Source organism: Streptomyces achromogenes subsp. achromogenes (assembly GCF_000720835.1).
GTDB lineage: Bacteria > Actinomycetota > Actinomycetes > Streptomycetales > Streptomycetaceae > Streptomyces > Streptomyces achromogenes.
In genome coordinates, this window is the sequence record NZ_JODT01000049.1 from 18,471 (window position 1) to 30,998 (window position 12,528).

13 protein-coding genes are annotated in these 12,528 nt (G+C 73.6%); 5 read left to right on the forward strand and 8 right to left on the reverse strand.

The window, feature by feature from the left end; genetic code table 11:
- Positions 1 to 70 precede the first annotated feature (70 nt).
- From IH25_RS0133945 to IH25_RS0133955, 3 genes are all read left to right on the forward strand, one after another.
- Complete coding sequence (locus IH25_RS0133945) at positions 71 to 1,114, forward strand: Lrp/AsnC family transcriptional regulator (RefSeq protein ID WP_030619762.1); 1,044 nt, start codon at positions 71 to 73, stop codon at positions 1,112 to 1,114.
- A gap of 76 nt (positions 1,115 to 1,190) precedes the next feature.
- Positions 1,191 to 1,823 carry a DinB family protein gene (locus IH25_RS0133950; RefSeq protein WP_037656186.1) on the forward strand — a complete coding sequence of 211 codons (633 nt, stop codon included), beginning with the start codon at positions 1,191 to 1,193 and terminating at the stop codon, positions 1,821 to 1,823.
- 200 nt (positions 1,824 to 2,023) lie between these two features.
- Positions 2,024 to 2,392 (forward strand): HGxxPAAW family protein, encoded by a 369-nt coding sequence (locus IH25_RS0133955; protein ID WP_030619768.1) that lies wholly within the window; start codon positions 2,024 to 2,026, stop codon positions 2,390 to 2,392.
- Positions 2,393 to 2,654: 262 nt separating this feature from the next.
- Here the strand turns inward: IH25_RS0133955 and IH25_RS0133960 are convergent, their stop codons facing one another.
- Positions 2,655 to 3,269 carry a TetR family transcriptional regulator gene (locus tag IH25_RS0133960; protein WP_030619772.1) on the reverse strand — a complete coding sequence of 205 codons (615 nt, stop codon included), beginning with the start codon at positions 3,267 to 3,269 and terminating at the stop codon, positions 2,655 to 2,657.
- A gap of 82 nt (positions 3,270 to 3,351) precedes the next feature.
- Here IH25_RS0133960 and IH25_RS0133965 point away from each other — a divergent pair, with 82 nt between their 5' ends.
- Entirely contained in the window at positions 3,352 to 4,287 is a 936-nt protein-coding gene (locus tag IH25_RS0133965; protein WP_030619775.1) for an oxidoreductase, read from the forward strand.
- Positions 4,288 to 4,370: 83 nt separating this feature from the next.
- On the forward strand, positions 4,371 to 5,324 hold the full coding sequence (locus IH25_RS0133970; protein ID WP_051754351.1) for a hypothetical protein: 954 nt from the start codon (positions 4,371 to 4,373) through the stop codon (positions 5,322 to 5,324).
- Here IH25_RS0133970 and IH25_RS0133975 read toward each other — a convergent pair.
- The 7 genes from IH25_RS0133975 to IH25_RS0134005 form a co-directional block, all read right to left on the reverse strand.
- Complete coding sequence (locus tag IH25_RS0133975) at positions 5,288 to 6,070, reverse strand: SDR family NAD(P)-dependent oxidoreductase (RefSeq protein ID WP_030619780.1); 783 nt, start codon at positions 6,068 to 6,070, stop codon at positions 5,288 to 5,290. The two genes, IH25_RS0133970 and IH25_RS0133975, sit on opposite strands and share 37 nt — an antisense overlap.
- A 77-nt stretch (positions 6,071 to 6,147) precedes the next feature.
- Positions 6,148 to 6,726, reverse strand: coding sequence for a TetR/AcrR family transcriptional regulator (locus IH25_RS0133980; RefSeq protein ID WP_030619783.1), 579 nt, complete (start codon positions 6,724 to 6,726; stop codon positions 6,148 to 6,150).
- A 74-nt stretch (positions 6,727 to 6,800) separates the two neighbouring features.
- Positions 6,801 to 8,342, reverse strand: a complete 1,542-nt coding sequence (locus tag IH25_RS0133985) for an ABC transporter ATP-binding protein (RefSeq protein ID WP_030619786.1) — start codon at positions 8,340 to 8,342, stop codon at positions 6,801 to 6,803.
- Positions 8,339 to 9,124 (reverse strand): ABC transporter permease, encoded by a 786-nt coding sequence (locus IH25_RS0133990; RefSeq protein ID WP_030619789.1) that lies wholly within the window; start codon positions 9,122 to 9,124, stop codon positions 8,339 to 8,341. The genes IH25_RS0133985 and IH25_RS0133990 overlap by 4 nt, the downstream gene beginning before the upstream one ends.
- Positions 9,121 to 10,074 (reverse strand): ABC transporter permease, encoded by a 954-nt coding sequence (locus IH25_RS0133995; protein ID WP_030619792.1) that lies wholly within the window; start codon positions 10,072 to 10,074, stop codon positions 9,121 to 9,123. Before IH25_RS0133995 ends, IH25_RS0133990 begins: the two co-directional genes overlap by 4 nt.
- Entirely contained in the window at positions 10,071 to 11,669 is a 1,599-nt protein-coding gene (locus IH25_RS0134000; protein ID WP_030619794.1) for an ABC transporter substrate-binding protein, read from the reverse strand. The genes IH25_RS0133995 and IH25_RS0134000 overlap by 4 nt, the downstream gene beginning before the upstream one ends.
- Positions 11,670 to 11,724: 55 nt before the next feature.
- Positions 11,725 to 12,528, reverse strand: coding sequence for a class I SAM-dependent DNA methyltransferase (locus IH25_RS0134005; RefSeq protein ID WP_030619798.1), 804 nt, complete (start codon positions 12,526 to 12,528; stop codon positions 11,725 to 11,727).

Consider the following 12,528-nt stretch of genomic DNA (forward strand, 5'->3'; position numbering starts at 1 on the left):
CGGGCTTCGAGCCCTACAGTGGAAGAACAGTCCCACCGACCCGACCGAACGCAGGATTCTCGCCAGACACATGCCCCGGATGCAGGAATCGGCGACGCCGCTCAGCGAGGACGACCTGACGCTCATCCACGCCCTCCAGCTCCGGCCCAGGGCGTCCTGGACCGAACTCGGCCGGGCCCTCGGGGTGGACCCGGTCACCGTGGCCCGCCGCTTCCACCGTCTCACCGAGCGCGGTACGGCCTGGGTGGGGCTCTCGCCCGGGCCACGCCTGCTCGACCGACTATGCCTGGCCTACGTCGAGATCGACTGCGCCCCGGGAGCCACCGCCCGGACGGTCGACGCGCTCGGCCGGCACGCGCACATGCTCACCATCGAACGTGCCGCCGCGGACCACGACATCCTCGCGACCGTCGCCACCGCCGACCTGCCCGCCCTGTCGCGTTACACCCTAGACCTGCTCCCGCGGATCCCGGGCGTCACCGCGGTGCACGCCAGGATCGTCACCCACATGTTCACCGAGGGCGGCCGCTGGCGTATCGCCGCCCTCGACCCCGGTCAGCGCACCCGGCTGACCGCACCGCCCACCGCCCGGCCTCCCCGCCGCGGACACCACGAGATCACTCCGTTCGACCGGGCCCTGCTGGGCCGCCTGGTGCACGACGGCCGCGCCTCCTACCAGAGCCTGGCCACCGGTCTGGGCGTGAGCCTCTCTACTGTCAGACGGCGCGTCGAGCAACTCGTCCGCCTCGATGTGCTGCGCTTCCGCTGCGACTTCGCCCGTCCCCTCGGCGGCTGGCCCGTCGCCGTCACCTTCTGGGCCAGGGTTCCGCCGACCGACCTTGCCGAGGTCGGGCACGCCCTCGTCCGCCGGCCCGAGACCCGTAACTGCGCCGCGATCAGCGGGCCTCGCAACCTCATCCTCCAGGCCAGCCTCCACTCCGTGGACGACGTCCTGCGCCTGGAGTCCCGACTGGCCGACGCCCACCCGAGCCTGGACATCACCGACCGCGTCATCACCCTGCGCCACGACAAGCTCCTCGGCCACCTCCTCGACCCCTACGGCCGCTCCACCGGAGTCGTCCCACCCGACGTCTGGGCCGAGCCACGGGCCTGAACTCCCCGCCGGTGAAGGCAGATCGGGCCCAGCCGCCGGTTGATCGCGTCGACGGCGCGTGCAAGGCTCGGGCCCCGTGATCGACGATGCCGCGAAGGAATACCTGCACAGTGATCTGCGCGAGGCACGGGAGGTGATGCTCTGGAAGCTCGACGGACTCGGCGAGTACGACGTGCGCCGCCCCCTGACCTCGACGGGGACCAACCTTCTCGGCCTGGTCAAGCACCTGTCGGTCTGGGAATCCCGGTACTTCGGCGAGGTCTTCGACCGGCCGTTCCCCGAGCCGCTGCCCCGATGGGACGACCTGGGGGCGCGCGGTACCGACCTGTGGGTGACCGAGCACGAGACGCGGGCGGAGATCATCGACCGTTACCGTCGCGTAGGGCGGCACGCGGACGCGACGATCAGCTCGCTTTCCCTCGACTCCCCGGGCCATGTGCCCTGGTGGCCGCGCCCCCGGGTGAAGCTGTTCAACATCCTGGTCCACATGCTCACCGAGACCAGCCGGCACGCCGGGCACGCCGACATCCTGCGCGAGCAACTGGACGGCTCGACCGGGACCGCGGCCCGGTCGGCGGCTCCGGGGCAGGACGCGGCCCACTGGGAAGCCCATCGCGCGAGGATCGAGCGAGCCGCCGAAGCAGCCGTCGCCGCGCCCGCTCAGCACGGAGACGGCCCGGCCCCGGGGCCCGCTCGCACCGCCCCGTGACGCCGGTCGGAACGAGGTCGCCGGGTGATCGTAGGGCGGCCGATGTCACTGACGGTACGTCACATCCCAGTGCCCGGGCCTCCATTGCGGCTGCCTGACCCCCCGGATAGATTCCCTACTCGCCAAGTCATTCGGGGCGAGTGCCGAGGTCCGGCCCTGAGTCGATCGGGCCGATTCCGGCGGCGGCGAGGAGGGGGAACGTGAGCGGACATCACGACGAAGGCCACACGGTGGCGGGTTGGACCGGTTGCGCCGTGGCGACCATAGGGACCACGGTCATCGGTGTCGGCATCTGCGGCTGGCGCCCGGGGATCTGGCTGGGACTGGCCCTCACGGTGGCGGCAGTGGTCGTCACATGGGTCCTCCACCTCGCCGGCTGGGGCAAGCCGCCCGGGGTGCGGCCGACCGACCAGCACCCCCTGGGCGTGCGGGACCGGTCCGTCCGGCAGGGTCACGCGGGCTGTGTCGCCTGCCGGCTCGCCGGGCGACGCCCGGCCTGGGCCCCCGCGAAGGCGGTACCCGTGCCCGCCCCCGAGACGGCGGGTGCCGGGGCGGACACGCCGGCCTGAGTGTCCGAAGAGCACCTACGCCAGGCCCGGACCGCCACTGCACGCAGCGACCGCCCCGGGCCTGACCTCGCCCGCGCCCGCACCTGGCCCGTACTCGTACCTCGCTCGCGCCGCTGCCCGCACCGTATCGGGCCCGCCCCCGCGCCCGCACCTCACTCGAGCGCGTACGTCGCCTCAGCCCGTACCCCGCGCGCGCACGCACCGCCTGCGCCCCCCGCCGCGCCGGCTCACGTGCGGCGCGCGGCCCGGCCGCGCGGCGCGGCTACTCGCCCGCCACGGCGTCCAGTGCCGGCGCGATGACCGCGAAGCACCCGCCGGTCAGTGCGGCGGGGTCCTCCGTGCCGTCGCTCTCGCTCCACCGTTGCAGCACCGTGTGGAAAGCGGTCAGCGCCATCCCGGCGGCCATGCGCGGGTACAGCTCCGTCGCCGGGTCAAGGCCGAGGCGTCCGGCCAGCACCGCCGCCAGCTCCTCGCGCCACTGGGCCTGGCGTTCGAGGAAACGGGCGAGCAGGGCGGGGGTGCCGAGGATCAACTGCACGACGCGCAGGGTTCGTTCGGTCTGGCCGGCGCAGGCGTCGATGGACCGCCACACCGTGTGCCGCAGGGCGGTGGACGGCGGTTCCGGCGCCGGACGGCTCGCCAGCTCCTCCCGCATCGCCTCGCCCAGCCCGGTCAGGAACTGGACGACCACGTCCTCCTTGGAGGCGAAGTACCGGAAGAACGTCCGCTTGGACACCCCCGCGGCGGCGGCGATCTCGTCCACCGTGACCGCGTCGAACCCGCCGCGCGCCAGCAGCCCCAGCGCTGCCTGGGTCAACTCGTCGGCGACGAGCTGCCGCTTGCGCTGGGCGAGGGTTCCTGCGGGGCGGGACGTCATGCGCCCATCGTATCCGCCGTGCCCTGTCTGACTCTCGATGTCATACTTGACACTCGATGACACGTCGGGCACGGTGAGCCGTATGACACGTCAGAAGAGCTGGACCGCCGAACGGATTCCGGACCAGAAGGGGCGGGTGTTCGTCGTCACGGGCGCGAACAGCGGCCTCGGTCTGGCGACCACCCGGGCACTCGCACGCAAGGGCGCCCAGGTGATCCTCGCCGTCCGTGACGAGGCCAAGGGGCGGCGAGCGGTCGCGCAAGTGACGGCCGGCGGAGCCGGGGCCCGGCTGGAGGTGCGGCGGCTGGACCTGTCCGACCCGGACTCCGTCCGCGCGTTCGCCGACCGGCTGCGCGCCGACGGCGTGCGCCCCGACGTGCTCGTCAACAACGCCGGTGTGATGGCGCCGCCCAGGACGCTCACCGCGCAGGGCCAGGAAGTCCAGTTCGCCGCCAACCACCTCGGCCACTTCGCCGTCACCGGCCTGCTGCTCGACCTGCTGGCCCGGGGCGACGACCCCCGCGTGGTCACGGTGACCTCCACCAACCACCGCCAGGGCAGGATCTTCTTCGACGATCCGACCGGTGAGCGCTCGTACGCGCCGATGGCGTACTACAACCAGTCCAAGCTCGCCAACGCCGTGTTCGGCCGGGAGCTGCACCGGCGGCTCCGCGCGGCCGGCAGCCCGGTCCGCAGCGTGCTCGCCCACCCCGGTTACACGGCCACCCACCTGCAGACGGCCGCCCCCGTCGGCATGGTGAAGTTCCTCTTCGGCCGCCTGCTGCTGCCGCTCGCCCAGACCCCGGACCAGGGCGCCCTGCCTCAGCTGTACGCGGCCACCGCCGAGGACGTGCGCGGCGGTGAGCTGTACGGGCCGGACGGCATGGCCGAACTGCGCGGCGCGCCGAGGCGAGTCGAGCTGGCCCCGCGGGCCGCCGACCCGGCGACCGCCGCCCGGCTGTGGGAGCTGTCGGAGCGACTGACCGGCGTGCGCTACGCGCTCCCGGCCGCGGCCTGACCCGCGACCGCGGTGCCCCTACCCGCCAGGGCTGAGTACGACAACTCATGCGCGCCACGGCGCGCCCTGGCAGGCTCCGCGCCATGACGAGTGACAGAGGGGCGCAGACCGCCCTGCATCTCCTCCTGGTCTGGGCGCTCATGACGGGCGCGATGCCGGTACTCGGCTTCGCTCTGATGGTGACGGCCTGGAGCGACGGGAACGGGGCGCTGGTGCCGGTCCTGGCCTTGGGCGTGCCGTTGGCGGTGGTCCTGCTGTCCGTGGCGGGTGCACCGGTGCGGACCGTGGCACCGCTGTGCGCCTCCGCGCCGAGGCGGCTCGGCTGGGCGACCCTGGTCTTCGTCCTCGGCACACTCGGTGTCCTGGCGGGTCTGGCCGTCTACGACGACGGCGTCTACCTCGGGAGCGCGTCCACCCGGGTCGCGCTGACGGGAGCACCGTACGCGGTGGCCGCCGCGTTCTTCGTGCCGGACCGATGGGTCCGGCTGGGGGCGGCGGCCGCCCTCGCCGCCGCGGTGGCCTACGGAGGCTTCATCGGACCGGAGCAGGCGCGGCAGCGCCGGCACACGGCGGAGGTCGCGCGGTACCGCGAACACCAGGAACTCCTGTACACGATCGACACGCCCCCCGGTATGCGCGTGGCCCGCGCCCAGGCCGGCCCCGCATCCTTCACCGTCGAGTACCACTCCACCCGCTTCGACGGCTACGTGGCCCTCGGTGTCCGCAAGCCGCTCACCCCGCGCCCCTCATGCCCCACGCCCCCGGAGAAGGACGTGACCTGCGCGGTGGACAGGCGCGGCGACATGCGCGTGGTCCAGGCATTCCCCGGCGGCGGCCACCACATCACCCTCACCCGCCGGCACGGCGCCGTGGAGGCCGAGGTCACCAGCAAGACCCTGGACGAACCGGCCCTGCGCCACCTCCTGGACACGCTGCACCCGCTCTCCGACGCGGAACTGGAGAGCCTGATGGGGGAGAAGGTGATCGCCCGGGCGATCGGTCAGACGGCCTTGACCATACCGCCGTCGATGACGTAGTCGGCGCCGGTGATGTTGCCGGCGACGCCGGAGAGCAGGAACAGGATCAAGGCCGCCACCTCGTCGGGTTCGGTGATCCGGCCGGTGGTGATGCCGAAGGCCTCCGGGACCCGCTGAGGGAAGGCCGCGTGCTCCGCGCCGGCTCCGGCCGCCACCTTGGCGCCGAAACCGTCGGGGTCGTCCCAGACGGAAGTGCGGGTCACTCCGGGGGAGACGGTGTTCACCCGCACGCCCTGGGGCCCGAACTCCTCGGCCAGCGACTTGCCCAGTGCGTTGAGGGCCGCCTTGGCCGCGCTGTAGGCGGCCGGGCCGGTGGCGGGCATCCGGGCGGAGACGGACGAGACGTTGACGATCGCTCCGCGGCGCTCGATCAGGCTGGGCAGGGCCGCGCGGCTGACACGGACCGCGCTGAGCAGATTGAGGTCGAGGACGCGGGACCACCGCGTGTCATCGGTGTCGAGGAAGCCGACGGGCTCCACGTCGTCCCCGGCACCGACGTTGTTCACCAGCAGGTCGATGCCGCCCAACTCGGCGAAGGCGCTGTCCATGAGGGTGGCGACGCCGTCGGCCGTGCTCAGGTCGGCCGACACCGCGTGCGCACCGGTCTCCTTCAGTTCGGGCGTGAGGGTGCGGGCCGCGCCGACGACGCGGACGCCCTCGGCCGTCAGGGCCCGGACGGTGGCGAGCCCGATGCCCCGGCCGGCACCGGTGACGACGGCCGTCTTGGAAGAGAGGTCGAGATGCATGACACTCCAGTTCTTGAACTGTAGGTACAAAATGTGGGCAGCGGACGCCCCGGGAGGAGCGAGCGCCATGGCTCGGTTCAGAGGGAGTCGACGGTCGCGTCGATCACCCGGACGAGCCGGTCGGAGCCTTCGGCGATGCGCGCCATGAGGCGCAAGCCCATGGCCGTGTTCAGCAGCAGACTGCCCAGCGCGACGGGATCCCGGCCGGGGCTGATCTCTCCGGTGCGCTGCCCTTCCTCGATCAGCGCCCGGAAGGCGTCCTCCGTGCGGTCGAACATGCGCCGGACGAGTTCCGCCGCCGTCTCGTCCGTGCGCGCCAGTTCCGCCGCCACGTTCACGGCCAGGCAGCCCCGGCGGTCCGGGGCGGCGAGGTCCAGTTCGGCGAGGAACTCCAGCGCCTTGCGCAGCCGCGCCTTGACCGGGCCGGGCTCCTCGAGCATCTCCAGGAGGATGACGGCCTGGCTGTCGCGGTAGCGGCGGAGCGCCTGCTCGAACAGGGCGTGCTTGCTGCCGAAGGCGTTGTAGAGACTGCCCTTGCCGATGCCGAGCGCGTCGACGAGGTCCTGCGGGGTGGTTCCGGCATACCCCTTCCGCCAGAACACCTCCATGGCCTGCTCGACGGCCGTGTCCGGATCGAACTGCTTGGGCCTTCCCATGATCAGTACGCTAACACGATTTTTGAGCCGCAGGTCAAAAAAGTCGGCCGGGCGAGGAAACGGGACGGCGGCCGTCACGTCATCCGCGTGCTCGTCTCCAGCAAGGACGCCGTGAACGGATGCTCCGGCGAGGTGAGGACGCGCCGGGCGGGGCCCTCCTCCACGACCTCCCCGCCGTCCAGTACGGCGATACGGGTCGCCAGGGCGGCGGCCGTGCCGAGGTCGTGGGTGATCAGGACCAGCGACAGGCCCCGCCGGTCGCGCAGCAGGCCGGCGAGCGTGTCGAGGATGCCCCGGCGGGTCACCGTATCGAGCCCGGAGGTGATCTCGTCGCAGATCAGCACGCGGGGCCGGGCGAGCAGGGCCCGGGTGAGGGCGGCCCGCTGGAGCTCGCCACCGGACAACTGCGCGGGCCGGCGCCGCACCTGCCGCTCGGTGAGCCCGAGACCGGTGACGGTGGACACCGCCTCGGCCAGGGCGTCCGCCTCCGCCGCCCCCCGTAACCGCACCGCCGTGCGCGCCACCTGCGCCAGGACCGGGCGGTGCTCGTCGAAGGCGGCCCTGGCGTCCTGGAAGACGTACTGGACGGCGGCCAGTTGGGCGCGCGTACGGTCCCGCAGGCTGCGCGGGAGCGGCGCGCCGTCGAGGAGCAGCTCCCCGTCGTGGCCCCGGTGCAGGCCCGCCAGACAGCGCGCCAGGGTGGTCTTTCCGCTGCCCGAGCGGCCGACCACGGCCAGGCACTCGCCGGCGCGGAGGGTGAGTGCGGAGGTGCGCAGCACCGTGGTCCGGCCGTGCCGGGCGGTCAGACCGCCGACCCGCAGCACCTCCCGACCGGCGCCCGGAAGCCCGGTCCGGTCCGCCGGGCCGTGTACCGCCGGCAGCTCCGCCGGGCCGTCCGTCGCCGGCGGCTCGGCCGTCCGGAGGCGCCGCGGCGCCGGCCACAGGCGGTCCACCGGACCGGACTCCACCACCCGGCCGTCGCGCAGGACGAGGACTTCGTCGGCCAGTGCCCGTACGACGTCCAGGTCGTGGCTGAGCAGGACGACGGCGATGCCCTGGCGGGCGACGGCCGCGAACCGGTCCACGATGCGCTGCTTCGTCAGCGCGTCCTGGCCGGTGGTCGGCTCGTCGGCCACCACCAACCGGGCCCCGAGCAGCAGTGCCTGGGCCAGGACGACGCGCTGCTGCTGGCCGCCCGACAGCTGATGGGGGTAGCGCCGCAGCACCGCCTCCGGGTCCGGGAGCTGGGCCAGCGACAGGGCCCGCAGGACGCGCTGGTGCGCGGCGGCCCGGCGCTCCCGCCGGGGCAGTGCGCGTACCCGCGTACGGGCGATGTCCCGCAGCAGCGCGCCGACGCGGCGCGCCGGGTTGAGGGCGGTGCCCGGGTGCTGGGGCACGTAGCCGGCCGGCCCGCCGGGGAGGCGTACCTCACCGGTGACGCGGGCACCGGCCGGGTACTCGCCCAGCAGCGCCAGGCCCGTGGTCGTCTTGCCGCTTCCGGAGGCGCCCACCAGGGCGGTGACCTTCCCGGCCGTGACCCGCAGGCTCACTCCGTCGACGAGCGCCCGGCCGTCGACCTCGACGCGCAGGTCCCTGATCTCGGCGACCGCGTTCATGTGCGTCTCCTCTTCCCGAGCGCGGCGTCGGCGAGCAGGTTGCCGCCCATGGTGAGGGCGACGATCAGCAGGGCGGGCACCACCACGGCCCAGGGCTGGACGAACAGCCCGGTGCGGTTGCGGTCCACCATCACCGCCCAGTCGGCCGCGTCCGGTGCGACGCCCACGCCGAGGAACGCGGCGGTGGCCACGAGGTAGAGCACCCCGGTGAACCGTACGCCGGCGTCGGCGACGAGCGTCCGTGCCACCGACCTGCCGACATGACCGACGGCCGTGCGCCACCAGGTCTCGCCCTGCATGCGCAGCGCCTCGACCGCGGGACGCGATGCCACCTCCGCGGCGGCGGCCCGTACGATCCGGGCGGCGTCCGGGATGTCGACCACGGCCACCAGCAGCGCAAGACCCACCGCCCCCGGGGTGACGACGGAGGCGACGAGCAGGATCATCAGCAGCGACGGCACGGCGAGCAGCACGTCCAGGGGCCGCATCAGCACCTCTTCCAGCCAGGCGCGGTGAGTGAGCGCAGCGGCCAGCCCGAGGGGCAGGGCGACCAGGTACGCCAGCGCGGTCGCCGCGAGCGCGACGAGCACCACGGACCGGCCGCCGAGCAGCACCTGGCGCCACACGTCCCGGCCGACGAAGTCGGTGCCCAGCCAGTGCCCGCCCCCGAGGGTGAAGGACGCGGCACGCGGCCCCGGATCGCCCGCGAACAGCGGCCCGAGCAAGGCCAGGAGCAGCGGTACGGCGACGACGAGTCCCCCGGCGACGAACCGCGCTCTCATGCCGCCACCTCCGCACGCGGTGCGAAGCGGCGGACGACCAGGTCGGCGCCCAGGTTCAGCACGACGGCCGTCACGCCGAACACGACGGCCAGGCCCTGCACCACCGGGACGTCGCGTTCGGCGACGGCGTTCATCAGGACGGTGCCGAGCCCGGGGATCACGTACAGCGCCTCCACGACGATGACCCCGCACAGCAGCCAGTCGACGGTCCGGGCCAGCTGCTGGGCGGCCGGTGCGATCGCGTTCGGCAGGGCGTGCCCGTACCGGAGACGAGCGCCCGTAACGCCGTGACGCCGGGCCTGGGCGACGTACGGCGAGGCGAGCGCGTCGATCATCCCGGCCCGCACCAGGCGGGCCAGCGAGCACACCGGGCGGGACAGCAGCACCAGCACGGGCAGCACCAGGGCCGACGGGTGGGCCAGGAGGTCGGTGCCGTAGCCGACGGCGGTGGGTGGCAGCCAGCCCAGGCGCAGCGCGAACACCGTGGTCAGCAGCACACCGAAGGCGAACTCCGGCACCGCGTACACGCCCAGCGTCACCGAGCTGACCAACCGGTCCGTGAACCGCCCCTCGTGGCGGGCCGCGAGCACGCCCAGACCGACACCGGCCGGCACCAGCAGCACCAGCGTGAGGGAGGCGAGCAGCAGCGTCGGACCGAAACCGCCGGTGAGGTAGGTGCTGACGGGCCGCCCCGAGGCCAGCGACGTGCCGAAGTCGCCGTGTAGCAGCCCGCCCGCCCACTCCAGCAGCCGTTCGTGAGCGGGCCGGTCGAGGTCAAGGGCCTTCCGGACGGCCGCGATCCGCTCCGGGTCCGGCTGGTCGCCGGCGAGGGCCACGGCGGCGTCGCCCGGCAGCGCCTCGGTGAGCGCGAAGACCAGCAGCACGACGGCCGCCGTCTGCGCGGCGCCGAGCAGCAGCCGCCGGGCGGTCCAGGAGGCGAGTCCGGTCACGCGAGCCACACCTTGTCGAACCGCGCCCAGTCGAGGGAGTTGGCGGGCGCCCCGGCCGCGACACCCCGGACGGCGCGGGCGGTGCCGATGATCCAGTCGGCGAACCCCCACACCAGGAAGCCGCCCTCGGCGTACAGGCGGCGCTGCATGCGCGCGTAGACGGCGGCCCGCTCCCGCTTGTCCCTGGTGGACTGGGCCTGCCGGTACAGGGCGTCGAAGTCCTTGTGGTGCCACTTGGTGGCGTTCGTGGTGGAACCGGTCAGCAGCCGCTGGGAGATGTGCGCCTCGATGGGCATGGCGCCGGAGCGGTAGGAGCAGAGGGTGCCGGAGTCGAGGATGTCCCTCCAGTAGCTGTCCTTGCCGCCGGTCCTGATCTCCACGGTGACACCGGCCTTGGCGGCCTGGTCCCGGAAGATCGAGGCGGCCTCGGTGAACCCGGCGGCGACCGGCGAGGTGTCCAGGGTGACCTTCAGCCTCTCCGCGCCGGCCTGCCTCAGCAGCGCCTTGGCCCGGTCGAGGTCCTGCTCGCGCTGCGGGAGGTCCGCGGCGTAGTACTCGTAGCCCTTGCCGAACAGGTCGTTGCCGATCTCGCCGGTGCCGGACAGGGCGCCGTCGACCAGTTCCCTGCGGTCGGCCATCAGGAAGAACGCCTCGCGCACCCGCCTGTCGTCGAACGGCGGACGGTCGGTCTTCATCGCGAAGGACTGCATGACGCTGTTGCGCAGCCGCACGACCTGGACGTGTCCCTTGCCCTCGTGGGCGCGGGCGGTCGCCGGGTTCAGTTCGTGGGCGTACTCGACCTGGCCGCCCAGCAGGGCGTTGATCCGCGCCGACTCCTCGTTGGCGACGACGAACTCCACCTCGTCCAGGTACGGGGCGCCGTCCCAGTAGTCCTCGTTGCGCCGGAAGACGGCCGACCTGCCGGGCGCGAAGGAGACGAAGCGGAACGGGCCGCTGCCGACCGGCCGGCCGTCGAAGTCCTGCGCGCCCCGCGGCACGATGTACGCGCCGAACGCGGCCAGCACGTTGGGGAACTCGGCGGTCGGCCGCTTCAGGACGAACTCGACGGTACGCGGGTCCAGGGCCCGGCTCGCGGCGAGGTCGATGGGCTCCAGGGACGCCTTGGCGCGGAACGCCCCGCCGGGGTCGGCGATGCGGCGGTAGCTGTACAGGACGTCCTCGGCGGTGACGGGTCTGCCGTCGTGGAAGACGGCCTCGCGCAGGGTGACCTTCCAGCGGTCCAGGCCCGCGCCGGGTTCCCACGCGGCGGCCAGGCGCGGCCGGGCGGACAGGTCGGCGCCGTAGTCGGCGAGCTTGTCGAAGAGGGCCTTGGCACGGGCGGCGTCGGCGAACAGGTTGGCGAGGTGTGGGTCGAGGGTCTCGGACGCGCCGCCGCCGGCGAACGCGGCCCGCAGCCGTCCGCCGCGCCTGGGCTTGCCGTCGCCCTCACCGGCCGCGCCGGCGGGGCCCGAACCGGCGCATCCGGTGACGGTGAGCGCGCCGAGACCGGTCACGCCCCCGGCCGCGGCGAGGAAGCCCCGGCGTCGCAGACCGGGGGAGCGGGAGTCGTAGAGAGGTATCCGGGGTGAGTTCATGGCATGTCCTTGGTGAGCCGTGCGAGCGGTTGTCGGCGTGGGGACTTCAAGGGACTCAGCGGCGGTGTGCCAGGCGGGCGACGAGGTGCAGCCGGTCGGCGTCGGCCGTCTCGCCGGGCGGATCGCCCTCGCGCCACACGGGTTCGGTGCGCGGGCCCGGCCCGTCGTGCAGGGCGAGCACCTCGAAACCGTGGGCGGCGAGGAGCCCGCGCAGCTCCTGCGGGAGGAGCAGCCGCCACGCGGAGCGCTGCTCCACGGGCGGGGGGCCGTCGTCGGTGGTCCACACACGGGTGCGGCGCAGCAGCTGCGCGGTGCGGTCGACGTACAGCCGGGTGGTGGAGCGGTAGGTGACCCCCTGCCACACGAAGCCGTCGACGGCCGGGGCGTCGAGCAGTTCCGTACGGCCGAGGAAGAACGCGCCGTTGCGCATCTCCGCGACGAGCAGCCCGCCGGGGACCAGCGCGTGGCGGCACGCGGTCAGGAAGCCGTCGAGCTGGTCGTTGGTGTGGCAGTACAGCAGGGCGCTGTCCAGGCACACCACCGCGTCGAAGGCGCCCTCCCCGAGGTCGAAGCCGCGCAGGTCGGCCCGGACGTAGACGGGCCCGGGACGGTGTGCGCGGGCGTACTCCAGCATGGCCTCGGACAGATCGGCGCCCGTGACCGTACGGCCGCACGCGTGCAGGTGGGCGGCGTCCCGGCCGGTGCCACAGCCCAGGTCCAGCACGCGCGGGCCGGGAGCCGCGTACCGCCGCAGGCAGTCCTCGGCCCAGCGCCCGGCGAGCCGCCCGGGATCGGGGAAACGCGCCTCGTACAGCGCCGGGTTGTCGGTGAGCAGGTTCCTGGAGAGCGGGTCGTCCAC

Excerpts from the sequence above, each read along its gene's own strand:
- IH25_RS0133945 (WP_030619762.1), top strand. The coding sequence starts at position 71 with ATGCCCCGGATGCAGGAATCGGCGACGCCGCTCAGCGAGGACGACCTG.
- IH25_RS0133960 (WP_030619772.1), bottom strand. The coding sequence starts at position 3,269 with ATGACGTCCCGCCCCGCAGGAACCCTCGCCCAGCGCAAGCGGCAGCTC.
- IH25_RS0133965 (WP_030619775.1), top strand. The coding sequence starts at position 3,352 with ATGACACGTCAGAAGAGCTGGACCGCCGAACGGATTCCGGACCAGAAG.
- IH25_RS0133970 (WP_051754351.1), top strand. The coding sequence starts at position 4,371 with ATGACGAGTGACAGAGGGGCGCAGACCGCCCTGCATCTCCTCCTGGTC.
- IH25_RS0133975 (WP_030619780.1), bottom strand. The coding sequence starts at position 6,070 with ATGCATCTCGACCTCTCTTCCAAGACGGCCGTCGTCACCGGTGCCGGC.
- IH25_RS0133980 (WP_030619783.1), bottom strand. The coding sequence starts at position 6,726 with ATGGGAAGGCCCAAGCAGTTCGATCCGGACACGGCCGTCGAGCAGGCC.
- IH25_RS0133985 (WP_030619786.1), bottom strand. The coding sequence starts at position 8,342 with ATGAACGCGGTCGCCGAGATCAGGGACCTGCGCGTCGAGGTCGACGGC.
- IH25_RS0133990 (WP_030619789.1), bottom strand. The coding sequence starts at position 9,124 with ATGAGAGCGCGGTTCGTCGCCGGGGGACTCGTCGTCGCCGTACCGCTG.
- IH25_RS0134000 (WP_030619794.1), bottom strand. The coding sequence starts at position 11,669 with ATGAACTCACCCCGGATACCTCTCTACGACTCCCGCTCCCCCGGTCTG.